This window comes from Pseudomonas sp. HOU2 (assembly GCF_040729435.1).
Lineage (GTDB): Bacteria > Pseudomonadota > Gammaproteobacteria > Pseudomonadales > Pseudomonadaceae > Aquipseudomonas.
The window spans coordinates 5,831,143-5,857,919 of sequence record NZ_CP160398.1; the positions used below are offsets into that span (position 1 = coordinate 5,831,143).

Below are 26,777 nucleotides of genomic sequence, written 5' to 3' on the forward strand. Positions count from 1 at the left end.
TCAGGTCGTCCGGTCTATGGAATATCATATTATGGTATTCCAAGCTTTGTGCAAGCACTTTGCCTTACCGGTTATCTGGCGGATGTGCTTTTTTGACCGCTGAAGGATTTCGATAGGTGAAAAATTGTGGCGAGGGAGCTTGCTCCCGCTGGGTTGCGAAGCGACCCTCGCTTTATCCAGAAAAGGGGCCTGCTGCGCAGTCCAGCGGGAGCAAGCTCCCTCGCCACAGGTGATCTTCGTTTTCTCAAGAATGCTCGGTGAACGGAATGCTCTCGACCACTTCCAGGTCATACCCGGTCAACCCCGCATACTTCAGCGGCGGCCCAAGATGCCGCAGCTTGCCCACCCCCAGGTTTTGCAGAATCTGCGCCCCGGTACCCACCTCCGAATAGATCCGCGATTGCGAGCGGCTGAACTGCCGCGGTGGCTGGGTCAGTTGCGGCACGCGCTCCAGCAATGCCTGCGACGATTCATGATTGGCCAACACCACCACAACTCCATGACCTTCTGCCGCAACCCGCTGCAGCGCCGCCCACAGCGTCCAGTTGCTCGGCCCGCTGTACTCGGCGCCGACCAGATCCCGCAGTGGATCAATCACATGCACGCGCACCAGCGTCGGCTCTTCGCGGCGCAGATCGCCCATGACCATCGCCATGTGCACGCCACCCTCAATGCGGTCTTCAAAGGTGATCAGACGAAAAGTGCCATGCACCGTCGGCAACTCACGCTCGCCGATGCGCTCGATGGTGTGTTCGGTGCTCAGGCGATAGTGGATCAGGTCGGCGATGGTGCCGATCCTGATCCCGTGCTTGCGCGCGAACACTTCCAGATCCGGGCGGCGGGCCATGGTGCCGTCATCGTTCATCACCTCGACGATCACCGAGGCCGGGGTGAAACCGGCGAGGCGCGCGAGGTCGCAACCGGCCTCGGTGTGGCCGGCGCGGGTCAGCACGCCGCCTTCCTTGGCGCGCAGCGGGAAGATGTGCCCGGGTTGCACCAGATCTTCGGCGCGGGCGTCTTTCGCTACGGCGGCCGCGACTGTGCGCGCGCGGTCAGCCGCAGAAATGCCAGTCGTCACGCCGACCGCCGCTTCAATCGATACGGTGAACGCGGTGCTGAACACGCTGCCATTGCTCGGCACCATCTGCTCAAGACCCAACCGTTGGCAATGTTCGTCGGTCAGCGTCAGGCAAATCAGACCGCGCGCCTCACGGGCCATGAAGCTGATCGCCTGGGGCGTGCAGCAGTCGGCGGCCAGCAGCAGGTCGCCTTCGTTTTCCCGATCTTCGTCATCGACCAGCAGGACCATCTTGCCGAGGCGATAATCTTCGAGGATTTCTTCGATGCTGTTGAAGGCCATGCTGGACTCTTAGGGTGGGTTGCAAATAATATTGGTATACCATAATACAAAATCAACAAAGAGGTCACTATGAAGGCGTACTGGATTGCCCACGTGGATGTCGATGATGCCGAGCACTACAGCCAATACACCCAGCGCGCGCCGGCCGCGTTTGCCGAGTTCGGCGCGAAGTTTCTAGCCCGGGGCGGGCGCAGCGAAGCGCTGGAGGGCAGGGCTACTCCTCAGCGTAGCGTGGTGATCGAGTTCGAGAGCTACGGGCAAGCACTGGCGTGCTTCCACTCGGCGGCGTATCAGGAAGCGAAACGTTATCGCGAGGAATGGGCGAGGGCGGAGATCGTCATCGTCGAAGGACTGGCGCCGTAACCCCTGTAGGAGCTGCCGCAGGCTGCGATCTTTTGATTTTGATTCTAAAAACAAGATCAAAAGATCGTCCGATCGCGGCCCGAGCCTGCGGCAGCTCCTACAGGGATCGAGTAGAGATCGGGTATCAGCGGATAAAGTGAATCTTCCCGCTGTCATCATTGCCCATGTAGATCCCATACACCCCGGCCTGACGCTCCTCGATATAGCGCTCGAGAATCTGCCGGATCGCCGGGTAATAGATCTGCTCCCACGGAATGTCCTCAGGGGCGAAGAACTTGTAGTCCAGGGTCTCAGGCCCGAACTGCCCAGTGATCTCCAGCGCGATGGCGCGGAAGATGATGTACACCTCGCTGATCTTCGGCACGCTGAAAATCGAGTACGGCGAGACGATTTCCGCACGCACGCCGCTTTCTTCCCAGACTTCACGCAGCGCCGCCTGCTCGGTGGTTTCGCCGCTTTCCATGAAGCCGGCCGGCAGCGTCCAGGTGCCCGGGCGCGGCGGGATCGCCCGTTGGCACAAGAGGTATTTGCCGTCCTGCTCGATGATGCAGCCGGCGATGATCTTCGGGTTGACGTAGTGGATGTAGCCGCAGCCGCGGCACATCAGGCGCTCGTGCGTATCGCCCGGCGGCACCTGCTGACCGAGGTCAGGGCCACCGCATTTCGGGCAAAAGCTCGGGCTGAACATGTCAGTGACCTATGCGCGGTTCTTTCAGCGCGATGGGCAGGGTGATGTTCGGCGTGGCGCCGGTCTCTTCCTGCTTGCGCTTGAGGTAGTCGAGGGCCACGGCGGCCGCAGCGCGCACGTGATCGACACACGCCTGATGCGCCGCCAGCGGATCACCGCTCTTGATCGCCTCAACCATTTTTTCCATTTCGTGGTTACTCGCGCCGCGCCGGTTTTCCTGGGACACCGAGGTCGCCCGCAAGTAGCTGATGCGCGCCTGCAACTGGCGCAACTGAGTGGCCGCAACATGGTTGCCCGAGCCTTCGAGCAGCACGTCGTAGAAGCCCTGCACCGAGTCGATCACCTGTTGCAGTTCGCCGTCCTTGAGCGCCTTGCGGTTCTCGTCGAGGGCTTTTTCCAGGGCCTTGATGTCCTTGGCCTTGGCGCGCAGGGTGAACAGCTGGACGATCAGGCCTTCGAGCACGCAGCGCAGCTCATAGATGTCGACCGCATCGGCGAGGGTGATGATCGCAACGCGCGGACCTTTGGCATCGGCGAACTCGACCAGACCTTCGGACTCCAGGTGGCGCAAGGCTTCGCGCACCGATGTGCGGCTGACACCGAGGCGATCGCACAGATCGCGCTCCACCAGACGATCGCCGGGCATGAGCTGGAAATTCATGATCGCGCTACGCAGTTTATCCAGCACGATTTCGCGCAGGGTAACGGGGTTGCGATTGACCTTGAAGCTGTCGTCGAGTGGCTGGCGTTTCATGGGGTCCGCTCTTTAAGTTGGCTGTCCATGCCAGACGGGCATCTAAACAGCCGAGGGGTTAACTGGAGGCCTCGGCGTCGGCTTCGGCGAAGGCTTCACGGGCAAGCCGGAAACTGTCCACGGCTGCCGGGACGCCGCAATAAATACCGACCTGAAGCAGAATTTCGCGTATTTGCTCACGACTCAGGCCGTTACGCAAGGCGCCGCGCACATGCAGCTTGAGTTCGTGCGGACGGTTGAGCGCCGAGATCATCGCCAGGTTGATCATGCTGCGCTCCTTGAGCGACAAACCCTCGCGCCCCCAGACATGGCCCCAGCAATATTCGGTGACCATTTCCTGCAGCGGGCGGCTGAAGTCATCGGCGTTCTCAATCGAGCGCTGCACGTAGGCTTCGCCCAGTACCTGGGTGCGGATCTTCAGGCCTTTTTCGTACTTTTCGTTGCTCATATTCTTCGGCTCACCTCAATCCCTGTGGGAGCTGGCTTGCCAGCGATAGCGGTGGTTCAGTCAGCATTGATGTTGAATGTTCCGACGTCATCGCTGGCAAGCCAGCTCCCACAGAGTTTTGCATTGTTCTTTCAGGCCAGGGTCGGCAACGGCCCAAGCTTGCCCTTGTGATAAATCATCGGCGTCACCGGTTGCTCGGGCAGGATCAGGTTCTTCACCGCGCCGACAATGATCGCGTGATCACCACCGTCGTATTCACGCCACAACTCGCACTCGATGATCGCCGTGGCCTTGGCGAGGATCGGGTTACCCAGTTCGCTCAAATGCCACTGGATGTCTTTGGCCTTGTCCTTGCCTTTACCAGCAAAGGCATAGGCTTCAGCGGTCTGGTCGGCGGACAGCAAATGGATCGCGAATTTCTTGCTGTCGCGCAGTACCGGGTAGGTGTCGGAGGCGTAGTTGGGGCAGAACAGCACCAGCGCCGGATCAATCGACAGCGCACTGAAGGCGCTGGCGGTGATGCCGACGATGGCGCCCTCCGGGTCGAGGGTGGTGACCACCGTGACCCCGGACGGAAACGAGCTCATGACGTCTTTGTAAATGCCGGGTTCGATCATGTCGCAGGACTCCTAGCGCATCACAAACGGATCAGGCATCGGCGCCTGAGAGAGGTTGATCCACACCGTTTTCAGTTCGGTGTAGGCCAGCACCGAATCGATGCCGCTTTCGCGTCCATAGCCACTGTTCTTGAAGCCGCCGATCGGCGCCATCGCCGACACTGCGCGGTAGGTGTTGACCCAGATGATCCCCGAACGCACATCCCGCGCCAGGCGATGGGCGCGGCCCAGGTCGCGGGTCCAGATGCCGGCGGCGAGGCCGAACTGCGAGTCGTTGGCAATCGTCAGCGCCTCGGCTTCATCTTTGAAGCGAATCACCGAAGCCACCGGGCCGAAGACTTCTTCCTGCATGATCTTCATCGAGTTGCGGTCGCACTCGAACAACGTCGGCTCGTAGAACCAGCCGTCACCGAGATCGTTCGGACGCTTGCCGCCGGTGCGCAAACGCGCACCTTCAGCGATGGCGTCAGCCACCAGACCTTCGACCACCGCCAGTTGCTGCGCGGTGGCCATCGGACCCATCTCGCTGTGGTCCTCCTGCGGGTTGCCGATGCGGATGCGCTGGGCGCGTTCGACCAGGCGGTTGACGAACTCGTCGTAGATTTCATCCTGCACCAGCAGGCGTGAACCGGACACGCAGCTCTGGCCGGAGGCGGCGTAGATCCCGGCAATCGCGCCGTTGATCGCGCTGTCCAGGTCGGCGTCGGCGAAGATGATGTTCGGCGACTTGCCGCCGAGTTCCAGCGACAGCTTGGCGAAGTTCTCGGCGCTGCTGCGCACCACATGCCGGGCCGTGGCCGCGCCGCCGGTGAAGGCGATCTTGCGGATCAGCGGATGGCGGGTGAGGGCGGCGCCGGTGCTCGGGCCGTAACCGGTGACGACGTTGACCACGCCTGACGGAATCCCGGCTTCGAGGGCCAGACGTGCCAGCTCAAGGATGGTCGCCGAGGCGTGCTCGGACGGCTTGATCACGATGGTGTTGCCGGCAGCGAGAGCCGGCGCCAGTTTGATCGCAGTCAGGTACAGCGGGCTGTTCCACGGAATGATCGCGGCAACCACACCCATCGCCTCGTGCACGGTGTAGGCAAACAGGTCGGGCTTGTCCAGCGGCAGGGTGCCGCCTTCGAGCTTGTCTGCGAGGCCTGCGGTGTAGTGGAAGAACTCCGGCAGATAACCGACCTGACCACGGGTTTCGCGGATCAGTTTGCCGTTGTCGCGGCTTTCCAACTGCGCCAGTTGTTCCTTGTTTTCTGCGATCAGGTCACCGAGACGCCGCAGCAGTTTGCCGCGGGCAGTGGCGGTGAGGCCGCGCCAGGCCGGGCTGTCGAAGGCAGTCTGCGCCGCTTGCACGGCGCGTTCGACATCGGCTTCATCGGCGTCGGGCAGTTCGGCCCAGGCTTGCGCGCTGGCCGGGTTGAGGCTTGTGAAAGTCTTGCCGGAGAGGGCGTCGACCCATTCTCCGCCGATGCACATCTGGAAGCGTGCGAGTGTCATGCAACGATCCCCTTTATATGGTTTTGTCGGGCGTGTGCGTAGTCGAGAAATTCCAGCAGCGTCTGGTTGACCAGGCGCGGCGACTCTACCGGCATCATATGCCGTTGCTCGGGCAGCACCGCAACCTTCGCACCGGGAATGCGCCGGGCCAGTTGCTCGGCCATTTCCGGGGTGGAACCGGGGTCGAGTTCGCCGGTGGCGATCAGCGTCGGCGCCTGTATGCTGCCGAGGTCGTCGGCGCGGTACATGTCCTGGGTGGCGAACAATTCGTAAGTGGTCAGGTAGCCTTGCGGATCATTGCCGGCCAGGGTCTGACGAATGGCCGCGATCTGCGCCGGGTTGGCCGCCTGATATTCACGGCTGAACCAGCGTGACAGCGCCGCTTCGGCATTGGCATCCGGGCCGTGTTCAGCGGCCTGCGCGGTACGGGCGATAACCCCGGCGCGCTGTTCTTCGCTGCGGTTGAACACGCTGTTGAGTACCACCAGGCTTTGCAGGCGCTCCGGGTAGTGCAGGGCAAACGCCCGCGCCACCAGGCCGCCCATGGAGAAACCGATCACCGCTGCCTCGGGCAGATTCAGGTGATCGAGCAGCTCCAGCAACTGATCGGCATAACCGAGCAGGCCGGTGCCGCTGGCCGGGCGCGGGCTGGCGCCGTGGCCGAGCATGTCGTAGGCGATCACCTGGTATTGGGCAGACAGGCCGACGATCTGGCCGCCCCACATTTCTTTGTTCAGGCCCACGCCGTGGATCAAGACCACGGGCTGGCCTTGGCCGGTCGCCAGGTAACTGGTGCCAGCCGGGGTGAGTTCAGCGGTGAGCCGAATCATGGAGCGCTCCTGCAATGCCTTTTTATTGTGATTACTGGGCTTTTTCGGCGGCCAGTTCTTCCAGATCGATGTAGCGGTTGCCGATGCGCGGGTGCAGGCGACCACCGTCGGCGCACCCGAGCACGACGACGATTTCGTCGGCACGCGGCGCGTCTTCGATCTGCATTTCCAGAGTGATGTAGTGCGAACGCTGGCCTTCGTCGTCCTTGTGCATCATCGGGATCTGGATCGACGTGCCCGGGCCGCCGCGCTTGTTGGTGAAGCTCAGGTAGCTCTTGGCCTTGACCGCTTCGCGGTAGTGGTTGCCGAAGCGCAGGGTGTGGATCACGGCCGAGGCGTGTTCGATCTCGCCGTCGGCGCCGACCACTGCCGCTTTGCCGTAAGCCTCGATCTTTTCGGCGCCACCAATGATGCCCACCAGCCGCTCGACCATCATGGCGCCGAGGTCGGAGCAGTTGGCGCGGATCTGCGGTTTCAGATCCTCGACGAAGCCGTTGCCGACCCACGGGTTCTTCATCACCACGGCCAGCCCGACCATGGTCACTGGCTTGTCAGTGGCTTTGCCACCTTCGATGAAGGTTTCTTCGACATAGCTGACGATCTTGCGAATTTCGAAACTCATGAGCTGCTCCGTAGTGGGATTGAGAGTGTCTGTGCGTCTGATGGTATACCATAATACCGATCGTGCAAGTCCCTCCGGTAACTTTTGCCGCATCCATCCGGCGAATGGCAGCGCATTCACCTGCCATCCTCATCAATCCGACCTGTCGCAATATCGATGTAGGAGCTGCGGCACGCTGCGATCTGTTGATCCTGTTTTTAAAGACCCGGATCAAAAGATCGCAGCGTGCCGCAGCTCCTACAGGGGTTTGTGTCGGGGTCATCCGGTTAACAAAAGATAACGTGGCGCCGATTGTCAGACGTTTCCAAAGCCCGATAGGATGAGCCAGCTTCCCAAGGCGCTCTGGACTGCGGGTTTCACGGCTATGCTTGTGACCCATCAGTCACCACGAGCACCCTTGCGGCGCCCTAAGGCCGAACGGCCTAACAATAATAAATAGGGGAAGGTCTATGAGTCGTTGCCGCCCGCCGGCGTTACGCAACACCGCGTTGCTGGCCACAGCACTCACTCTGCTGGGCTGTGCTGCCTTGTCGGCACCCGTGCTGGCCGCCGAAGCGCCGGCCGACGGGGTGTATTCCACCGAATCGGCCAAAGCCGCCAAAAGCCTGATACTCGATGTTGTCCACGCCGGCACCCGCCTGGTGGCGGTCGGTGATCGTGGGCACATTCTCTATTCCGATGACCAGGGCAAAAGCTGGACTCAAGCCAAAGTGCCGACCCGGCAACTGCTGACGGCAGTGTACTTCGTCGATGACAAGCACGGCTGGGCGGTGGGGCACGACGCGCAGATCCTCGCCAGCGACGACGGCGGCCTGACCTGGAGCAAACAGTTCGAAGACCTCAAGCGCGAAGCACCGCTGCTCGACGTCTGGTTCCAGGACGTCAACCACGGTGTTGCGGTCGGCGCTTACGGCGCACTGCTGGAAACCACCGACGGCGGCAAGAACTGGCAGGATGTCAGCGACCGCCTTGACAACCAGGATCAGTTCCACCTCAACGCCATCGCCGCCGTCAAGGACGCTGGTCTGTTCATTGTCGGCGAGCAGGGCAGCATGTTCCGCTCCCCGGACTGGGGCCAGACCTGGGAGAAACTCCAGGGGCCCTATCAGGGCTCGCTGTTCGGCGTGATCGGCACTGCGCAAGCGCAAACCCTGTTGGCCTATGGCTTGCGCGGCAACCTCTACCGCTCCAGCGACTTTGGCAGCACCTGGCAGCAGGTCGAACTCAAGGCCGCGCGCGGTGCGCTGGAGTTCGGTCTGTCCGGCGCCACGCTGCTTGCCGATGGCTCGATCGTGATCGTCGGCAACGGCGGCTCGGTGATCAGCAGCAGCGACAACGGCGAAACCTTCAGCGTGTTCAACCGCCCGGACCGCATCTCGCTGTCCTCGGTGACAGCGGCCGGCGACGGCAATCTGATTCTGACCGGGCAGGGCGGCGTGCACACCACGCAGCCAAACGGCGCCGAAATCAATAATAAGAAGGCGGGGCTATGACTTCCTTGATCACTCCTCAGCAGGACAAAGCGACGCTCCTCGAACGTCTGATTTTCAACAACCGCCCGGCCGTGATCCTGATCTGCCTGGTGGTCAGCATTTTCCTGTTCTGGCAAGCCACGCTGATCCGCCCGTCCACCAGTTTCGAAAAAATGATCCCGCTCAAGCATCCGTTCATCGAGAAGATGATGGAGCACCGCAACGATCTGGCGAACCTGGGCAACACCGTGCGCATTTCGGTGGAAGCCAAGGACGGCGACATCTTCTCCAAGGAGTACATGGAGACGCTGCGCCAGATCAACGACGAGGTGTTCTACATCTCCGGCGTCGACCGCTCCGGCCTCAAGTCGCTGTGGAGTCCGAGCGTACGCTGGACCGAAGTCACCGAAGAAGGTTTTGCCGGCGGTGAAGTGATTCCGCAAAGCTACGACGGCTCGCCGGACAGCCTTGACATGCTGCGCAACAACGTCCTCAAATCCGGACAGGTCGGGCGGCTGGTGTCCAATGACTTCAAGTCGAGCATCGTCGACATCCCGCTGCTGGAGTCCTACCCGGACCCGCAGGATCAGGGCAAGCTGCTGGCGCTGGACTACCGCCAGTTCTCCCATGAACTCGAAGACAAGATCCGCAACAAGTTTGAAGCGCAGAACCCCAACGTCAAGATCCACATCGTCGGCTTCGCCAAGAAGGTCGGTGACCTGATCGACGGCCTGGTGATGGTGGTGATGTTCTTCGGCATCGCTTTCGTCATCACCCTGATCCTGCTGCTGTGGTTCACCAACTGTCTGCGCAGCACGGTGGCGGTGTTGAGCACCACGCTGGTGGCGGTGGTCTGGCAGCTCGGGCTGATGCACTTCTTCGGTTTCGGGCTGGATCCGTATTCGATGCTGGTGCCGTTCCTGATCTTCGCCATCGGCATTTCCCACGGCGTGCAGAAGATCAACGGGATCGCCCTGCAATCGAGTGAAGCGGACAACGCCCTGACGGCGGCGCGGCGCACTTTCCGGCAGCTGTTCCTGCCGGGGATGATCGCGATTCTCGCCGACGCCGTGGGCTTCATCACCCTGCTGATCATCGACATCGGGGTAATCCGCGAACTGGCGATCGGCGCGTCCATCGGCGTGGCGGTGATCGTGTTCACCAACCTGATCCTGCTGCCGGTGGCGATTTCCTATGTCGGCATCAGCAAGCGCGCCATCGCCAAGAGCAAGAAGGACGCGAATCGCGAACACCCGTTCTGGCGCATGTTGTCGAATTTCGCCAGCCCGAAAGTGGCGCCGGTTTCCATCGCCCTGGCGCTGATCGCGTTCGGCGGCGGCCTCTGGTACAGCCAGAACCTGAAAATCGGCGACCTCGATCAAGGCGCACCGGAATTGCGTCCGGACTCGCGCTACAACAAGGACAACAACTTCATCATCAACAACTACTCCACCAGTTCCGACGTGCTGGTGGTGATGGTCAAGACCGCCACCGAAGGTTGCTCGCGCTACGAAGCGATGGCGCCGATCGATGAGCTGATGTGGAAGATGCAGAACACCGAGGGCGTGCAGTCGGCGATCTCGCTGGTGACCGTGTCCAAGCAGATGATCAAGGGCATGAACGAGGGCAACCTGAAATGGGAAACCCTGTCGCGCAACCCGGACGTGCTGAACAACTCGATTGCCCGTGCCGACGGCCTGTACAACAACAGCTGTTCGCTGGCGCCAGTGTTGATCTTCCTCAATGACCACAAGGCCGAAACCCTCGACCGTGCGGTGCATGCGGTGCAGGAATTCGCCAAGGCCAACAACAAGGACGGTCTGGAATTCATCCTTGCCGCCGGTAATGCCGGGATCGAGGCGGCCACCAACGAAGTGATCAAACAGGCCGAACTGACCATCCTGATCCTGGTGTACATCTGCGTCGCGGTGATGTGCATGATCACCTTCCGTTCATGGGCGGCGACCCTGTGCATCGTCCTGCCGCTGGTGCTGACCTCGGTGCTGGGCAACGCGCTGATGGCGTTCATGGGCATCGGCGTCAAGGTCGCGACCCTGCCGGTGGTGGCGCTGGGCGTGGGGATTGGCGTGGACTACGGCATCTACATCTACAGCCGACTGGAAAGTTTCCTGCGCGCCGGTCTGCCGTTGCAGGAAGCCTATTACCAGACCCTGAAATCCACCGGTAAAGCGGTGCTGTTCACCGGTCTTTGCCTGGCGATCGGCGTGTGCACCTGGATCTTCTCGGCGATCAAGTTCCAGGCCGACATGGGCCTGATGCTGACCTTCATGCTGCTGTGGAACATGTTCGGTGCGCTGTGGCTGCTGCCGGCGCTGGCGAAGTTCCTGATCAAACCGGAGAAACTGGCGGGGCAGAAGGGCAATTCGCTGTTTGCCCACTGATCCGTCTGTCTGAAACGACAAAGCCGCAACCTTTGGGGTTGCGGCTTTTTTATGAGTCAAGATCAAAAGCCCCTCACCCTAGCCCTCTCCCGGGGGGAGAGGGGACCGATCCGGGTATATTGGAGATCTGCACCGACTTGAACGACTTGCTTTGAATCCATAATCGACTCAGTCATTCAGGTCGATGTATGACGAAGAACAACTCGGTCAGTTCCCTCTCCCTCCGGGAGAGGGCTAGGGTGAGGGCCGGCGGTCTCAAGGCTTAAGAAAGTTCGGTGCCTAGCACGACGCTAAGCGCACTGCGCGCATCATCCAGCTGCACCAGCGTTGCATGCCTTGCACCCAGCGCATCACGGTTCTCGATCGCGGTGAGAATCGCCTTGTGCCGCGGCAGCGCCAGTTCATGCAGGTTCGGCCGCTGGTTGGAATGCTTCAACGCCTCGGCAATCGCCACCGAAAGCATGTTGCACAGGTTCGCCAGCAGATCGTTGTGAGTCGCGTCGGCGATGCGGCTGTGGAAGTCCAGATCCGGCTGCAGCAAGGCTTCCGGGGTCGGCGCGGCTTCCATGCGTTGATAGGCTTCGCCGATGGCCGCGATGTCGGCCTCGGTCGCATGCTGGGCGGCGAGGGCGGCAGCGGCCGGTTCGATGATGCTGCGTACGCTGGTCAGCACATTGAAGAATTCATTCTGCGGACTGCTTTGCATCAGCCAGTGCAGCACGTCCGGGTCGAGCATGTGCCACTCGCGGCGCGCCTTGACCACCGTGCCGACCCGCGGTTTTGAATACACCAGCCCCTTGGCCACCAGCACCCGCGTCGCTTCGCGCAACACCGGCCGGCTCACCGCGTATTCCTCGCACAACAGCGCTTCGGCGGGCAGTTTGTCGTCGGGCAAAAAGCGTCCGGAGACGATCTGCATGCCCAGTTCCTGGACAATGCGCGAGTGCATGCTTTTGCGGTCGGAAGGTTTGCGGTAATCCATGGGGAACGGCGCGATCCTGAGCGATGGAGATGCCGCGCATCATAGCAGGCGTGCGGCGCAATCATCAGGCCTGAAATCTGCGAACACCCTGTGGCGAGGGAGCTTGCTCCCGCTGGGCTGCGCAGCGGCCCCAAAACCGGTATATGCGGTTCTCCTGTGATACCGCTAATGCTGATTTGCGACTGCTACGCAGCCGAGCGGGAGCAAGCTCCCTCGCCACAGTGGTTGGATTCAGGCCTGAAAGATTTTGCTGTTAATGAGAATGGCGCGGCACTTCGGCCCCTCGGCAACCCACCAGGAAGTCGAAATCACAACCTTGATCCGCCTGCAGCACATGGTCGATGTACAGCTGACGATAGCCACCCACCAACAATTGCTGCGGTGGCTGCAGATCCGCCATGCGCGCCGCCAGTTCGGCATCCGGAATGTCCAGATGCAAACGCCCGCTGGCGCAGTCCAGCTCGATCCAGTCGCCTTCCTGCACCACCGCCAACGGCCCGCCGGCCGCCGCTTCCGGGGCGACGTGCAAAACCACCGTGCCGTACGCGGTGCCACTCATCCGCGCGTCGGAGATACGCACCATATCCGTCACGCCCTGCGCTAGCAGCTTGGCCGGCAAACCCATGTTGCCGACCTCGGCCATGCCCGGATAACCCTTCGGCCCGCAGTTCTTCATCACCAGAATCGAGTCTTTATCGACATCCAGTTCCGGATCATTGATTCGCGCCTTGTACATGTCGAAGTTCTCGAACACCACCGCGCGACCGCGATGCTGCATCAGCTCAGGCGTGGCGGCGGACGGCTTGAGCACCGCACCGAGCGGCGCCAGGTTGCCGCGCAGCACGCAGATACCGCCGTCAGCGCGGATCGGATTGTCGAGGGTGCGGATCACTTCGTCCTCGCCATAGATCGGCGCATCCTTGGTGTTCTCGCCCAGCGATTTACCGTTGACGGTCAGGGCATTCGGATTGGGGATCAGATTGGCCTCACCGAGACGCCGCAGTACTGCCGGCAAGCCACCGGCGTAGTAAAACTCTTCCATCAGAAAACGCCCGGACGGTTGCAGGTCGACGATGGTCGGCATGCCACGCCCGATGCGGGTCCAGTCGTCCAGATCCAGCTCGACGCCGATGCGCCCGGCGATGGCTTTCAAGTGGATCACCGCGTTGGTCGAACCGCCGATGGCGGCGTTTACACGGATAGCGTTTTCAAACGCTTCCTTGGTCAGAATCTTCGACAGGCGCAAGTCTTCGCGCACCATCTCCACCGCGCGCATGCCGGACATGTGCGCCAACACATAACGCCGTGCATCCACCGCCGGAATCGCCGCGTTGTGCGGCAGGGACGTGCCGAGCGCTTCGGCCATGCAGGCCATGGTCGACGCGGTGCCCATGGTGTTGCAGGTGCCCGCCGAGCGCGACATGCCGCCCTCGGCTGCAAGGAAATCGTCGATGGTGATGGTGCCGGCCTTGACCTGTTCGCTGAGCTGCCAGACCACCGTGCCGGAGCCGATGTCCTTGCCCTTGTGTTTGCCGTTGAGCATCGGCCCGCCGGTGACGACGATCGCCGGCACGTCGCAACTGGCCGCGCCCATCAGTAGCGCCGGGGTGGTTTTGTCGCAGCCGGTCAGCAGCACCACGCCGTCAATCGGGTTGCCGCGAATCGCTTCTTCGACGTCCATGCTCGCCAGGTTGCGGGTGAGCATGGCGGTCGGGCGCAGGTTCGACTCGCCATTGGAGAACACCGGGAATTCCACCGGAAAGCCACCGGCCTCGATCACCCCGCGTTTGACGTGCTCCGCAATCTGGCGGAAATGCGCGTTGCACGGGGTCAATTCCGACCAGGTGTTGCAGATGCCGATGATCGGCTTGCCATGAAACTGGTGGTCGGCGATGCCCTGATTCTTCATCCAGCTGCGGTACATGAAGCCGTTCTTGTCGGCAGTGCCAAACCATTGGGCCGAGCGCAGGGTGGGTTTCTTCTCAGACATGATCGATTCTCTTATTGTAAGACTATTGTTTGCGAGTCACGGCTAAACATAAGCGCAAAATCGTCGCTTTGGAAGTGTTGTTGGGTAATTAGTATTACTATATAGTCGTTTTCGACGGAGGGATTGGCCCTGGCGGTTTTCCGCGAGAGGCGTCCCCCGAGGTTCTATAAAAACAACAATCGGAGACCGATCCCATGAGCCAGGAACTGCGGCTTGTTCGCCGCATCACGCTGAAACTGATCCCCTTCCTGATCCTGCTGTACCTGATCGCCTATGTGGATCGCTCCGCCGTCGGCTTCGCCAAGCTGCACATGGGCGCCGACATCGGTATCGGCGACGCGGCCTACGGTTTCGGTGCCGGACTGTTTTTCATCGGCTACTTTCTTCTCGAAATCCCCAGCAACCTGATGCTCGAGCGCTTCGGTGCGCGGCGCTGGTTCGCGCGGATCATGATCACCTGGGGCGCGATCACCATCGGCATGGCGTTCGTCCAGGGCCCGCACAGTTTCTACGTGATGCGCTTTCTGCTCGGCGCGGCGGAGGCGGGGTTCTTCCCCGGCGTTCTGTACTACATCACCCAATGGTTCCCGGTGCGCCATCGCGGCAAGATCCTCGGCCTGTTCATCCTCTCCCAACCGATCGCGATGATGATCACCGGCCCGGTGTCCGGCGGCTTGCTGGGCATGGACGGCATCCTCGGTCTGCACGGCTGGCAGTGGCTGTTCATCGTCATCGGGACCCCGGCGATCCTGCTGACCTGGCCGGTCCTGCGCTGGCTGCCCGATGGCCCGCAAAACGTGAAGTGGATGGATCAGGCCGAGAAAGACTGGCTGACCGGCGAACTGAAAAAGGATCTTCAGGAATACGGCCAGACCCGTCACGGCAACCCGCTGCATGCACTCAGGGACAAACGCGTGTTGCTGCTGGCGCTGTTCTACCTGCCGGTGACCCTGAGCATTTATGGCCTCGGCCTGTGGCTGCCGACGCTGATCAAACAGTTCGGCGGCAGCGATCTGGTGACCGGTTTCGTCTCGGCGGTGCCGTACATCTTTGGCATCGTCGGCCTGCTGATCGTGCCGCGCAGTTCCGACCGCATGAATGATCGCTACGGCCATCTGGCGGTGCTTTATGTGCTGGGCGCGCTGGGCCTGTTTTTCAGCGCGTGGCTGACCTTGCCGGTGGCGCAATTGGCGGCGCTGTGCCTGGTTGCGTTCGCGCTGTTTTCCTGCACCGCGGTGTTCTGGACCTTGCCGGGGCGGTTCTTCGCTGGGGCGAGTGCGGCGGCTGGGATTGCGCTGATCAACTCGGTGGGCAACCTCGGCGGGTATATCGGGCCGTTCGTGATCGGGGCGTTGAAGGAATACACCGGGAATCTTGGCTCCGGCCTGTACTTCCTCTCGGGGGTGATGGTGTTCGGTTTGATCCTGACGGGCATCGTCTACCGCGTGCTGGAACGCAAGCACGTGCTGCCGGTTGAGCAGTTCGCCGCCAGTGCACGCGGTGCCACAAGAACCTGATATCAAACGAACCATCACCGCAAACCCTGTGGGAGCTGGCTTGCCAGCGATGACGGCGGTACATCCAACATAGCGGTATCAGACAGATTGCCATCGCTGGCAAGCCAGCTCCCACAGGGTTTTGCAGTGTTTCGAAGTTTTGTTTACAGGAGAAATTTATGCATCTGGTTCAATTCGAATTGATCAACGGCGAGCGCCGCGTCGGCGTGGTCGACAACGGCCTGATCCGCGAAGTGCAGGACGCCCGCAGCGTACGCGATCTCGCGCTGGCCGCCATCGAAGCCCGCAGCACTCTGGAGCAGCAAGTACAAACCCACGGCCTCGGCATCAGTCATGACTATGCGCAGTTGCTCAAAGACCGGCGCATCCTGCCGCCGCTGGACCACCCGGACCCGGCGCACCTGCTGGTCAGCGGCACCGGCCTGACGCACCTGGGCAGCGCCTCGGCGCGGGACAAGATGCACCAGCAGGCCGGCGACGAAGCGCAAATGACCGACACCATGCGCATCTTCAAATGGGGCGTGGAGGGTGGCAAACCGGCGGCAGGGCAGGCCGGCGTGCAGCCGGAATGGTTCTACAAGGGCGACGGCAGCATCGTCGTGCGTCCGGGTGAGGCCTTTCCGCTGCCGCCGTTCGCCGAGGATGCCGGTGAGGAACCGGAGATGGCCGGGCTCTACGTCATCGGCCACGACGGCAAACCGTATCGCCTCGGTTTCGCGGTGGGCAATGAGTTCTCCGACCACGTCATGGAACGCAAGAACTACCTGTACCTGGCCCACTCGAAACTGCGCAGTTGCAGCTACGGCCCGGAACTGCGCACCGGTGAATTGCCTCAACATCTGGCCGGCACCAGCCGCATCCTGCGCAACGGCGAAGTGCTTTGGCAGAACGAATTCCTCAGCGGCGAGGCCAACATGTGCCACAGCCTCGCCAACCTTGAATACCACCATTTCAAATACCGCCAGTTCCTGCGTCCCGGCGACGTGCACATCCACTTTTTCGGCACCGCGACCCTGTCGTTCGCCGATGGCATCCGCACCCAACCGGGCGACCGGTTTGAAATCAGCCAGGCCGAATTCGGCGCACCGCTGGTCAACGGCATCGCCCCGGCAGCAGCGGCTTTTCAACCGGACAGCATCGGCACCCTTTAAGGAGCTCCCATGACTCAGATTCTCGGCCACAACTACATCGGCGGACAGCGCAGCGCAGCAGGCAACGTCAAACTGCAAAGCGTCGACGCGACTACTGGCGAACAGCTGCCGTACGATTTCATTCAGGCGACTGAAGCCGAAGTCGATGCCGCCGCCAAAGCCGCCGCCGCAGCGTACCCGGCCTATCGCAGCCTCAGCGCCGAACGCCGTGCACAGTTTCTCGAGGCGATTGCCGATGAACTGGATGCCTTGGGTGATGAGTTCGTTGCGCTGGTCTGCCGCGAAACCGCGCTGCCGGCAGGGCGAATTCAGGGTGAGCGCGGGCGCACCAGCGGGCAGATGCGCCTGTTCGCCAAAGTTCTGCGGCGCGGTGATTTCTACGGCGCGCGAATCGATTTGCCGTTACCGGATCGCCAGCCGTTGCCGCGTCCGGATCTGCGCCAGTACCGCATCGGCCTCGGCCCGGTGGCGGTGTTCGGTGCGAGCAACTTTCCGCTGGCGTTCTCCACGGCCGGTGGCGATACCGCAGCCGCGCTGGCCGCCGGTTGCCCGGTGGTGTTCAAGGCTCATTCGGGCCACATGGCAACCGCTGAACTTGTCGCCGATGCACTGATTCGCGCCGCCGAAAAAACCGCGATGCCGGCCGGTGTGTTCAACATGATCTACGGCGGTGGCGTTGGCGAATGGCTGGTCAAGCATCCGGCGATTCAGGCAGTGGGTTTTACCGGTTCGCTCAAGGGCGGGCGCGCACTGTGCGACATGGCCGCGGCGCGGCCGCAACCGATCCCGGTGTTTGCCGAAATGTCGAGTATCAACCCGGTGATCGTTCTGCCTCAAGCCCTGGCTGAACGCTCGGAAAGCATCGCCCGCGACCTGACCGCCTCGGTGGTGCAGGGCTGCGGCCAGTTCTGCACCAATCCGGGATTGGTCATTGGTATTCGTTCGCCGCAGTTCAGCGCCTTCGTCCAGCAAGTCGCCGGGCTGATTGGCGACCAACCGGCGCAGACCATGCTCAACGCCGGCACCCTCGGCAGCTATGGCAAAGGCCTGCAGAAGCTCTTGACGCATTCCGGGATCGAGCACTTGGCGGGCCAGCCGCAGCAGGGTAATCAGGCGCAGCCGCAATTGTTCAAGGCTGACGTCAGTCTGTTGATCGGCGGTGACGAGGTGCTGCAGGAGGAGGTGTTCGGCCCGACCACGGTGATCGTCGAAGTGGCCGACAAGGCGCAACTGAGCGCGGCATTGCACGGCCTGCACGGGCAACTGACGGCGACGATTATCGGCGAGCTGGCCGACTTCGAACGCTTCCCGGAGCTGACGCCGCTGCTTGAGCAGAAGGTCGGGCGGATCCTGCTCAATGGTTACCCGACCGGGGTCGAGGTGTGTGATGCGATGGTGCATGGCGGGCCGTATCCGGCGACGTCCGATGCGCGCGGCACCTCGGTGGGGACGCTGGCGATTGATCGCTTCCTGCGCCCGGTGTGTTTCCAGAACTATCCCGACAGTTTGCTGCCCGAACCACTGAAAAACGCCAACCCGTTGCGTATCCAGCGGCTGGTGGATGGCAAGCCGTCACGCGACGCGTTGTAACTGACAGCCGATATCCCTGTGGGAGCTGGCTTGCCAGCGATGAGGACGGCACATTCAACATTGATGTGTCTGACAAATTGCTATCGCTGGCAAGCCAGCTCCCACAGGGTTCTGCGTCAACAATGAGCTATCATTGCGGGTTTCCCCCTGAAAGACTTGATTGCCATGACTGCCCAAACCCTTCTCAACGCCCTCGAACACTGCGGCATGGTCGAAATCGATGGCTTGCACGCCTTCGAATTCGCCCTCGACGAAGACGACAACCTGCACATCGAATGCATGGATGGCCGAGCGGCCAAGCATTGGGAATTTACGCCGGCTCAGGTCGCAGCGGCTACTTTTGATAACGACCTGCAGAGCTGGTTGATCGTTGGTGATTCCGGCGAGCATCGCCTGGTTTGCCTCGGTGATGTAGTCAGCAGCAGCGATGACGAGGAAGATGATCAATGAACATGCGTAAATTCTGGCCACTGCTGATGGCCGGCAGCGTCGGTGCGATGGGCCTGTCCAGTGCCAGCGCCGAGACTTATCAATTGCTGGTCGGCTCCTACACCGCCGGCACAAGCCAGGGCATCTATCGAATGAATTTCGATAGCGCCACCGGCCAGATCGACGCCAAGCCGCTGCAAGTGGTGAAGAGCGCAAACCCGTCGTGGCTGACCTTGTCCAAAGACCAGAAGCAGCTGTTCGTGGTCAACGAAAACGGCCCCGGCCAGAAAGATCCGGTCGGCCGCGTCAGCAGCTATTCCATCGATCCCAAGACCCACGCCCTGACCCTGATCAATCAAGTGCAGAGCCTGGGCAACGAGCCGACCCATTCGAGCCTCAGTGGCGATGCCAGCCATCTGTTCGTCAGCAACTATTCGGTGATGGAAGATCCGGGTGGCACGCTGGCGGTGTTGCCGGTCGGTGCCGATGGCAAACTGAAACCGGTGGTGCAGATGAGCGCGCACCCGGCGAGCCGGGTCAATCCGGAGCGCCAGGCGTCCAACCACGTGCACTCGACGGTGTCCTCGCCGGATGGTCGCTATGTGTTCTCCAATGATCTGGGGGCGGACAAGGTGTTCATCTATCGATTCGACCCGAAAGCCAATCCGGATCTGCCACTGACTCCGGCGAAAACCGCGTCGGTGAGCCTGCCCGCCGGTAGCGGCCCGCGCCATCTCCTGTTCAGCGCGGACGGCAAGCATGCCTGGCTGACCATGGAAATGAGCGCGCAGGTCGCGGTGTTCGACTACCACGACGGCGTGCTGACCCAGACGCAAATGGTCGATCTGGCCGCCGGTCAGCCGACTTCGGACAAGGCCGGCGCAGCGCTGCATGCGTCTGCCGACGGCAAGTTCCTCTACGTCAGCAATCGCGGCACCGCCAATCAACTGGTGGTGTTCAGCATCGATCCGGCGACCGGCCAGCTCAAGGAACTGCAAAAGCGTTCGGTGGAAGGCGATCACCCGCGTGAGTTCAGCCTTGATCCGAGTGGCAAGTTCCTGCTGATCGCCAACCAGAAGAGCAACGAAATTGTTGTCGTCGAGCGCGACGCCAAGACCGGTCTGCTCGGCAAAACCGTGCAAAAACTGCCGATGGACGCCCCGAGCGACCTGAAGTTTCTAGTGCGACAATAAGCCACAGGCCCCGGTTTGCGGGGCCTGTCTCATTGTATTAATCGCGCTGATATCCGGTAATGCTACAAAGCATTTCAAGCGATCAACCCTCGAGCGTTAAGTTTGCTTCACGGCCCAACCGGGCAAGCAAGCCAACCGAACACGAGGGTTACCGCCATGAACTTCAATCTCTTCTCTGTTATCGCCGCTTCCGCTATTTCCGCTACCGTTGCGCTGCCAGCCAGTGCCAACGTTGAAATCGCCAGCAAAAAATCCCACACCCAGAGCTACACCCAGAAATACCTGCAACAGAGCGCCAACTTCTACGCCGCACTGGACCACAAAGCTCAACACTGAAATGCCCGCTTCGAACAACTCCCTGTAGGAGCTGCCGAAGGCTGCGATCTTTTGATCTTGTTTTTAAAAAGCAAAACCAACAGATCGCAGCCTTCGGCAGCTCCTACACGTGTGCGTGTGTTTTTCGCAGCCTGATAGGTTTCTTGAACCGCGCAAATAGACCGGCTAAATAATCAACCAAGCTGATGTTTACTATGGCAAACCCTGAGTGGTTACCACGGCTTTTTTGATTGATCCTGACGGCACTGAAACATGCCCACGGAGCACATCATGGCCAGTTCAATCATTACCTCAGCCAAGCGCGGCGCCTACCTGGCCATCGGTCTTTACCTGGCACTGGTGCTGTTTGTCAGCATCGCGTCGCAGACGCAACACAACTTCGAAGCACCGATCGAAGTCGCACACCCCGGCATCCAGTTCGAACACCGCGCCGACGTGTTGGTTGATCGTGCTGAACTCGCAGGAGTGGGCGGAGCATGAAAGGTTACAGACTCTGGGTCATCGCCGGTCTGGCCCTGATGACCAATGGCGCGGCGTTACTCGGCTTCGGCCAAGGCTCGGTCGGTGCACTGGCACGGGCCATAGAGGCCAATCACAGCATTGCGCACAACATCGAACGGGCCAGCTCCCAAGGGTTGCTGGCCGGCAATCCGCCGATCAAGGCCGAGGTCGACTTTCTTGGTCCATTTGAAGTGGACTGCATGGCACTGGGCATGTGCAACGCGCTTGCATAACCTGTGGCGAGGGAGCTTGCTCCCGCTCGGCTGCGCAGCAGTCGCAAAACCATTCAACACGGATCATCAGAAATTGGGTATCGCCGCATTTGGGGCTGCTTCGCAACCCAGCGGGAGCAAGCTCCCTCGCCACAGGGGGGCGGCAAGCAGGAAGAGGGGGTTATTTCTTCATGATCGAGGTGAAGAGGTCGGATTCGAGGAAGCGCGGTAGCCACGCCTGCAAGCGAACGAAAGGCGTCTGCGCAAACCACTCGCGATCCACATGCGCAAACTGCCGCACGAACGGCAGCAGGGCGATATCCGCCAGGCTGGGATGCTCAGTCAGCAAGTAATCGCGATCCCTCAGCAACTCATCCAGCCGCTGCAAAAACACCGCCCCCTCAGCCCGATAAACCTCCATCGGCTGCTGGGGATAGCGCTCGGCGTATTTGTAGCGGTTCAAATGCACTTTGAACACTTGATCATTGGCTTCGATCAATTCGGCAATTCGTGAATCACCGCCGAGCAGCCAATTGTCCGGATCGTTCTGTGCCAACGCCCAGCGCATGATCTCCAGACTTTCATCAATCACCTGTCCATCCGCATCCAGCACCGGCACCGTGCCTTTGGGCGAGATCGCCAGCATCTCGGCCGGTTTGGCCTTGAGGCTGACTTCGACGATCTCCACCGCCACGCCCGAATAACGCAGGGCCATCCGCGCGCGCATCGCGTACGGGCAGCGGCGGAATGAATACAACGTATTCATTTCACCTCCAGGGTGCTCAAACCATTGCCCAGGCGTTGCACCTGAATCTGCACCGGAATCCGTTCGTGCATTTCCTGCACGTGGGAAATCACCGCGACCTTGCGCCCCTGCGCCTGCAAGCCGTCGAGGGCATCCATCGCCAGTTGCAGCGATTCCGGGTCGAGGCTGCCGAAGCCTTCGTCGATGAACAGCGATTCGATTTTCAGCGTGCTCGAGGCCATCGATGCCAGCCCCAGCGCCAGAGCCAGCGACACCAAAAAGGTCTCGCCGCCGGACAGCGAATGCACCGAGCGCAATTCGTCGCCCATCTCGGTATCCATCACCAGCAGGCCGAGCATGCTGCCGCCGCGTTTGAGGCGATAGCGCTTGACCAGTTGGCGCAACTGCACGTTGGCGTGATGCACCAGCAGGTCGAGGTTGTAGGCCTGGGCGATCTTGCGGAAGGTGTCGCCGGTGGCCGAACCGATCAAGGCATTCAGGCGCGCCCAGCGCTGGTACTCGGCATAGGCGTCGGCGATCTGCTGCGCGAGTGCCTGATTGGCGTTTTGCCGGCGCTGATCTTCGGCCTGTTCGGCGCGCAGTTCGGCGCACTGTTGCTCGCTGAGATTGAACTGGTTCTGCAGGTCGGCGAGGGCGCTGGCGAGTTGTTCGGCATCGAGATTGCCATTGTGCTGCGCCTGATGATCAGCCAGACGCTGATCACGTTCCTGCAGCAGCACCTTGGCCTGTTCGATGGCTTTTTCGTTGTGCTGCAAGCGTTGGCGCAATTCGCCGAGCTGCGTGTCATCGACACGCAGCAGGTCTTCGAGGCCGCCGTCATCCAGCTCCGGATGACGTGCGCGCCAGTCGGCAATCTTCTGCGTCAGTTCGTCGTCTTCGCTTTGCAGTGCCTGTAAGCGCTCTTGCTGCGCCTTGAGTTCGGCTCCCATCTGCACCCGTTGCGTGCGCACGTTCTGCAGCTGCGCGGCGGTGCCGGTTTCGGCATTGCGCGCCTGTTCCACGGCCTGTTCCAGTTGCTGCTGCCAGTGCTCGGCGCTGCTGTGTTCGCCCAGCAGTTGTGCGAGTTTTTCCTGACTGGCCTGTTGCTGCGTGGCCAGGGCGCCGAATTGCTGCTCGGCGCTTTGCAGCTGCTGTACGCGGCTGAGCTGGCGATCCTGTTCCTTCTCCAGCGTCTGCTGGCGTTGCTGCTGCTCTGCCAATTCTTCCTTCTGCTGCTCGACCTGCGCCAGACGCTCGGCAATCTGTCGATCCAGTTGCATGAAGGTCGCCGCCGGTTCAACGCGCAAGGCTGCAAGCGTATCGGCCGGCAACAGGCTGGCGAACGCAGCGAGTTCCTCGTCGAGGCGCTGACGGTCGCTGCTCAACTCGCGTTGTTGATTGCTCAGGTGCTGCGCGGCCTGCTGATGCGCGGTTTCGGCGTTGCGCAGTTGCTGGGTCAGGCGCGCCGCGTCCTGTTGCAGGGTGAGCAGGGCGCTCTGGCGTTGTTCGTCCTGCGTGATGCTCTGGTTCAGTTGATCGGTTTGCCGGGTCAGCCAGGCGTCACGCTTGTCGGCATCCTGATTGAGTAACTGAGGCGCCAGCGGATGCGCCTCCAGACTCGGCGCCAGTGCCTGCAGCTGGGCGTTCAATTGCTCCTGCTGTTGCAGCAGCTCTTTCTGCCGGGCTATCACGCCGCCGACTTCAGCGCGCAGTTCGGTGAGTTTTTCCTTGAGCAGATCCACCGCTTGCTGCGCACTGGCCTGCTCGGATTCATCATGACGGCCGAGGCTTTGCAACAGCGCTTCCGGCTGATGATACGGGTGCTCGTGGCTGCCACAAACCGGGCACGGCTGGTCGTCCTGCAACTGTGCGCGCAACTCTTCGACACTGGCGCTGCGGGCCAGACGCTGACGTTCGAGCAGTTCACGGGTGACGTTGAGGGTTTGCTCGGCGACGGTCAGTTCGGCTTTGCTTTTCACCCCGTCCTGGGTCAGCCGTTCGCGCTCTTGCTGCGCGTCGAGCAGACGCTGCTGCAGCTCGGCGCCGCGTTTTTCCAGCTCCTGCTGACTGGCCCAGAGCCGCGTCAGGTCTTCGATGGCGCGCAGTTGTTTGCGGTTGTCCTGCAGCAGATTGCCAAGGATGCCGATCTGCTCGGCGACGGCATCCGGCTCGGCGCCGGCCTCTTTGAACAGTACTTCCAGTTGCTGCTTTTGCGTGGCCAGCGCGTCGGCACTGTGCGCGGCATTCTGTTCGAGGGTCGCCAGTTCGGCCTGACCCTTGTTCAGGCGATTGCCGATCAGCATCAGCTGTTGCAGGCGATCGCGATAGGCATTCCACGCATCGCTGAGCGGCGCCAGATCGGCACTTTGCTCCAGTCCGGCGGCGATTTTCTGCAAGCGTTCGGCGACTTGCACCTGTTTATCCTGCAAGGTCTGAATCGCGCTCTGGCCCTCACTGCAGGCCTGCTCGGCGGCTTGCCGGGCCTCGGCGCTGAGGGCGGTGTCCTTGGCGAGGCGGGCGAGGGTGCTTTGCTCGTCGAAGGCCTGACGCAGTAGCGGGGCGCTCTCACTGTGGCGCTGCTGCGCTTCGCTGAGGGCGACTTTCGCCGACTCGAGTGCCTGCTCCAATTGCGTCTGGCGTTCGCCGAGTTCGCCGTGTTGGTGAGTGTGCGCAGCAATCTGCGCCGCCAACGGGGTCAGCTGCACATCGAGCTCAGTCTTGCGCGCGAACTGGTGGCGTTGCGGGGCGAGTTGCTCCAGGCGCGTCAGCTTCAGGCGCTCGCCGGCCAGACCTTCCCACTGATGTTGCGCACTGTGCAGTTGTTCGGCAGCCGCTTGCTGCGCGTCCTGCAACTGACGCAAATCCTTGAGCCAGCTGTGCTGTTGTTCCAGTTGCTTGAGCTGCGCCTGCTGCACTTTCAACTGTTGCTGGGCAGCGCTGAAACGCTCATCGAGTTCGGCCCGAGCTTCGGGCGTCAGCGGAGTGACGCCGGTGGCCTGATCCTGCAGCAACTTGTGCGCTTCGCGGGCCTCTTTGGTCTTGTCGAACGCGCGCCGGCCAAGGCGGGTATAGAGCGCGGTGTCGGTGAGCTTTTCCAGCAGTTCGCTGCGGTCGTTGTCGTCGGCCTTGAGGAACGCGCTGAACTCGCTCTGGGCCAGCAGCACGGCGCGGGTGAACTGTTCGAAGTTCAGACCGAGCGCGGCTTCGAGTTGGGTTTTGTATTCGCCTTTCTGACTGGCGAGCAGTTGATCCTGATCGATGTCACGCAGGCTCTGACGGCTGATCTGCAACTTGCCGCCAGCCTTTTCCCGGGCACGGTTGGCTTCCCAGCGCGCCCGGTAACGGCGGCCATCGACGCCGACGAAATCCACTTCCGCATAACCTTCACCGGTACCACGGCGCAGCAAAGTGCGCGGGTCACCGGTGGCAATTTCACCGTCGGCGTCCGGCACCTTGGCGTCGCGGCCAGTATTGTTCAGACGCGGCACGGCGCCAAACAACGCCAGGCACAACGCGTCGAGCAAGGTACTTTTACCGGCGCCGGTCGGCCCGGTGATCGCGAACAGCCCGGCACTGGCCAGTGGTTCAGCGGTGAAGTCGATTTCGAACGGCCCGGCCAGCGAGGCGAGGTTTTTCAAGCGAATGGCGAGAATCTTCATGGCTGCTCGCCCTCCATCTGTACGTCCTGCAGCAGTTCGGCGAAGTCCTTGAGCGTCTGTTCATCGACCTCGTTGCCGTAGTTGTCGAGCCAGGCACGGCTGAACAATTCTTGCGGGGTGAGCTGATCCAGTTCGACCAGTGCGCTGCCGTCGTCGCTGCCATCGGCGCCACGGTTGCCGGCGTATTCGGCGGCAATGCGCACCAGGCGCACGGCTTTGCCTTGCAGGGCGTTTTCCACTTGATGGCGCAAGTCCGGCTGCGGCTCGTCGAGGGTCACGCGCACTTCCAGCCATGGCTGGCGCTGGGTTTCAGCGAGCAGATCGATATTCGGCAGGTCGGCCAATTGCAGCAGGATCTCCGCCAGCGGTGCCGGGCCGATGCGTTGCAGGTTGACCGACCTTGGAATCAGTTTCGGTTCGACGCTGACCAGGGTTTCGCCGTCGAGGGTGACGTCGAGAATCTGGTGCTGATAACCGATTTCCGAGAACGACAATGGGATCGGCGAGCCGCTGTAGCGGATGCGTTCTTCACCGTTGACCTTCTGCGGCTTGTGCAAATGGCCGAGGGCGACGTAACTGATGCTCGGCCCGAACAGGCTGGCGGGCAGCGCTTCGGCGTTACCGATGATCAGACTGCGCTCGGAGTCTTCCGAGACCGAGCCGCCAGCCATGTGCGCGTGGCTGATGGCGACCAGTGCCTGGCCGGGTTTGCGCTTGGCATTCGCCGCTTCGATCAGCCATTCATGCACCTGGCCAATGCCACGCAGATAGTCGTCGCCCAGATGCGCACCGGTCACTTCCGCCGGACGCAGGAACGGCAGCGCCAGGCACCACGCGGCGATCTCGCCTTGGGCATTCGGCAACGGCAGCAGCAAGCGTTCGGCATCGAGCTGGCCGTCATCCAGCCACAACACGCGACCCAGCGCATGGGTGCGCAAACGGCGCATCAACGGCGCAGGCAGTTCGATGCGCGAGCCGGAATCATGGTTGCCGGCGATCATCACGATGGTCAGCAACGGCTGCTGCTCGTGGGCGCTGACGATGAAATCGTAGAGGCGTTCCTGGGCTTTGACCGGCGGGTTGACCGTGTCAAAAATGTCCCCGGCGATCAGCAGCACATCCGGCTGCGCCAGTTGCAGTTGGCGCAGCAGCCATTCGAGAAAGCACGCATGCTCGAAATCGCGCTCCTGGCCGTGCAGGTTTTGCCCAAGGTGCCAGTCGGAGGTGTGGAACAGACGCAAGGTGGACTCCGCATCAATTAAAAGAGGTGATGGCCGCGAGGAAATGATGGGCGGCTGAAGAGGGGGGAGTTTACAGATTATTGGAGAGTGAGGGCTTGTTGTGGCGATCAAGCAAATCCAGTGCGCGGGTCTCGCGGCGTCTGGCCCATTCATCGTTCGAACCGGCTTAACCGCTTGTCGC

At 61.5% G+C, this 26,777-nt stretch carries 24 protein-coding genes; 11 read left to right on the forward strand and 13 right to left on the reverse strand.

Features of this window, described 5'->3' with window-relative positions; genetic code table 11:
* Positions 1 to 244: 244 nt before the first annotated feature.
* Positions 245 to 1,360 carry a bifunctional 3,4-dihydroxy-2-butanone-4-phosphate synthase/GTP cyclohydrolase II gene (gene ribBA, locus ABV589_RS26315; protein WP_367084256.1) on the reverse strand — a complete coding sequence of 372 codons (1,116 nt, stop codon included), beginning with the start codon at positions 1,358 to 1,360 and terminating at the stop codon, positions 245 to 247.
* Between the two features lie 69 nt (positions 1,361 to 1,429).
* On the opposite strand from ribBA, the gene ABV589_RS26320 reads away from it, so the two are divergent.
* Positions 1,430 to 1,723, forward strand: a complete 294-nt coding sequence (locus tag ABV589_RS26320; RefSeq protein WP_367084257.1) for a DUF1330 domain-containing protein — start codon at positions 1,430 to 1,432, stop codon at positions 1,721 to 1,723.
* A gap of 124 nt (positions 1,724 to 1,847) precedes the next feature.
* Here the strand turns inward: ABV589_RS26320 and ABV589_RS26325 are convergent, their stop codons facing one another.
* The 7 genes from ABV589_RS26325 to ABV589_RS26355 form a co-directional block, all read right to left on the reverse strand.
* Positions 1,848 to 2,411: an NUDIX hydrolase gene (locus ABV589_RS26325; protein WP_098964282.1), complete on the reverse strand. Its 564-nt coding sequence runs from the start codon at positions 2,409 to 2,411 to the stop codon at positions 1,848 to 1,850.
* A 1-nt stretch (position 2,412) separates the two neighbouring features.
* Positions 2,413 to 3,165 (reverse strand): GntR family transcriptional regulator, encoded by a 753-nt coding sequence (locus ABV589_RS26330; RefSeq protein WP_007968636.1) that lies wholly within the window; start codon positions 3,163 to 3,165, stop codon positions 2,413 to 2,415.
* Between the two features lie 58 nt (positions 3,166 to 3,223).
* Entirely contained in the window at positions 3,224 to 3,613 is a 390-nt protein-coding gene (locus ABV589_RS26335) for a carboxymuconolactone decarboxylase family protein (protein ID WP_198760186.1), read from the reverse strand.
* Between the two features lie 131 nt (positions 3,614 to 3,744).
* Entirely contained in the window at positions 3,745 to 4,230 is a 486-nt protein-coding gene (locus ABV589_RS26340) for a flavin reductase family protein (RefSeq protein WP_007968633.1), read from the reverse strand.
* 12 nt (positions 4,231 to 4,242) lie between these two features.
* Positions 4,243 to 5,724: an aldehyde dehydrogenase gene (locus ABV589_RS26345; RefSeq protein ID WP_367084258.1), complete on the reverse strand. Its 1,482-nt coding sequence runs from the start codon at positions 5,722 to 5,724 to the stop codon at positions 4,243 to 4,245.
* Positions 5,721 to 6,554, reverse strand: a complete 834-nt coding sequence (locus ABV589_RS26350) for an alpha/beta fold hydrolase (RefSeq protein WP_367084259.1) — start codon at positions 6,552 to 6,554, stop codon at positions 5,721 to 5,723. Before ABV589_RS26350 ends, ABV589_RS26345 begins: the two co-directional genes overlap by 4 nt.
* Before the next feature lie 31 nt (positions 6,555 to 6,585).
* On the reverse strand, positions 6,586 to 7,176 hold the full coding sequence (locus ABV589_RS26355; RefSeq protein WP_025111640.1) for an amino acid synthesis family protein: 591 nt from the start codon (positions 7,174 to 7,176) through the stop codon (positions 6,586 to 6,588).
* Between the two features lie 449 nt (positions 7,177 to 7,625).
* Here ABV589_RS26355 and ABV589_RS26360 point away from each other — a divergent pair, with 449 nt between their 5' ends.
* Entirely contained in the window at positions 7,626 to 8,669 is a 1,044-nt protein-coding gene (locus ABV589_RS26360) for a YCF48-related protein (RefSeq protein WP_367084260.1), read from the forward strand.
* Entirely contained in the window at positions 8,666 to 11,050 is a 2,385-nt protein-coding gene (locus tag ABV589_RS26365) for an RND family transporter (protein WP_367084261.1), read from the forward strand. Before ABV589_RS26360 ends, ABV589_RS26365 begins: the two co-directional genes overlap by 4 nt.
* Before the next feature lie 262 nt (positions 11,051 to 11,312).
* On the opposite strand, the gene ABV589_RS26370 is transcribed toward ABV589_RS26365, so the two are convergent.
* Positions 11,313 to 12,032, reverse strand: coding sequence for a FadR/GntR family transcriptional regulator (locus ABV589_RS26370; protein WP_007917986.1), 720 nt, complete (start codon positions 12,030 to 12,032; stop codon positions 11,313 to 11,315).
* A 253-nt stretch (positions 12,033 to 12,285) separates the two neighbouring features.
* A complete protein-coding gene (locus tag ABV589_RS26375) occupies positions 12,286 to 14,022 on the reverse strand; it encodes an IlvD/Edd family dehydratase (RefSeq protein ID WP_027613081.1) in 1,737 nt (578 codons plus the stop codon).
* 194 nt (positions 14,023 to 14,216) lie between these two features.
* Between ABV589_RS26375 and ABV589_RS26380 the strand changes: the two genes are divergently transcribed.
* From ABV589_RS26380 to ABV589_RS26415, 8 genes are all read left to right on the forward strand, one after another.
* Positions 14,217 to 15,539 (forward strand): MFS transporter, encoded by a 1,323-nt coding sequence (locus ABV589_RS26380; RefSeq protein WP_367084262.1) that lies wholly within the window; start codon positions 14,217 to 14,219, stop codon positions 15,537 to 15,539.
* 158 nt (positions 15,540 to 15,697) lie between these two features.
* Positions 15,698 to 16,690 carry an AraD1 family protein gene (gene araD1 / locus ABV589_RS26385; protein WP_123586617.1) on the forward strand — a complete coding sequence of 331 codons (993 nt, stop codon included), beginning with the start codon at positions 15,698 to 15,700 and terminating at the stop codon, positions 16,688 to 16,690.
* A gap of 9 nt (positions 16,691 to 16,699) precedes the next feature.
* The gene (locus ABV589_RS26390) at positions 16,700 to 18,280 is read left to right on the forward strand and encodes an aldehyde dehydrogenase (NADP(+)) (RefSeq protein ID WP_367084263.1); all 1,581 of its coding nucleotides are present in this window, start codon (positions 16,700 to 16,702) and stop codon (positions 18,278 to 18,280) included.
* Between the two features lie 165 nt (positions 18,281 to 18,445).
* Entirely contained in the window at positions 18,446 to 18,730 is a 285-nt protein-coding gene (locus tag ABV589_RS26395) for a DUF5629 family protein (protein ID WP_367084264.1), read from the forward strand.
* Complete coding sequence (locus ABV589_RS26400; protein ID WP_367084265.1) at positions 18,727 to 19,902, forward strand: lactonase family protein; 1,176 nt, start codon at positions 18,727 to 18,729, stop codon at positions 19,900 to 19,902. Before ABV589_RS26395 ends, ABV589_RS26400 begins: the two co-directional genes overlap by 4 nt.
* A gap of 156 nt (positions 19,903 to 20,058) precedes the next feature.
* On the forward strand, positions 20,059 to 20,238 hold the full coding sequence (locus ABV589_RS26405; RefSeq protein WP_041062495.1) for a hypothetical protein: 180 nt from the start codon (positions 20,059 to 20,061) through the stop codon (positions 20,236 to 20,238).
* Between the two features lie 270 nt (positions 20,239 to 20,508).
* Positions 20,509 to 20,718, forward strand: coding sequence for a hypothetical protein (locus ABV589_RS26410; RefSeq protein WP_367084266.1), 210 nt, complete (start codon positions 20,509 to 20,511; stop codon positions 20,716 to 20,718).
* A complete protein-coding gene (locus ABV589_RS26415) occupies positions 20,715 to 20,972 on the forward strand; it encodes a hypothetical protein (RefSeq protein WP_367084267.1) in 258 nt (85 codons plus the stop codon). The genes ABV589_RS26410 and ABV589_RS26415 overlap by 4 nt, the downstream gene beginning before the upstream one ends.
* 160 nt (positions 20,973 to 21,132) lie before the next feature.
* Here ABV589_RS26415 and ABV589_RS26420 read toward each other — a convergent pair whose 3' ends face one another.
* From ABV589_RS26420 to ABV589_RS26430, 3 genes are read right to left on the reverse strand one after another with little or no spacing between them, the layout of a single operon-like run.
* Positions 21,133 to 21,717, reverse strand: coding sequence for a glutathione S-transferase (locus ABV589_RS26420; protein ID WP_367084268.1), 585 nt, complete (start codon positions 21,715 to 21,717; stop codon positions 21,133 to 21,135).
* On the reverse strand, positions 21,714 to 25,355 hold the full coding sequence (locus ABV589_RS26425; RefSeq protein ID WP_367084269.1) for an AAA family ATPase: 3,642 nt from the start codon (positions 25,353 to 25,355) through the stop codon (positions 21,714 to 21,716). The genes ABV589_RS26420 and ABV589_RS26425 overlap by 4 nt, the downstream gene beginning before the upstream one ends.
* Complete coding sequence (locus tag ABV589_RS26430) at positions 25,352 to 26,596, reverse strand: exonuclease SbcCD subunit D C-terminal domain-containing protein (RefSeq protein WP_367084270.1); 1,245 nt, start codon at positions 26,594 to 26,596, stop codon at positions 25,352 to 25,354. The genes ABV589_RS26425 and ABV589_RS26430 overlap by 4 nt, the downstream gene beginning before the upstream one ends.
* Between the last annotated feature and the right edge of the window lie 181 nt (positions 26,597 to 26,777).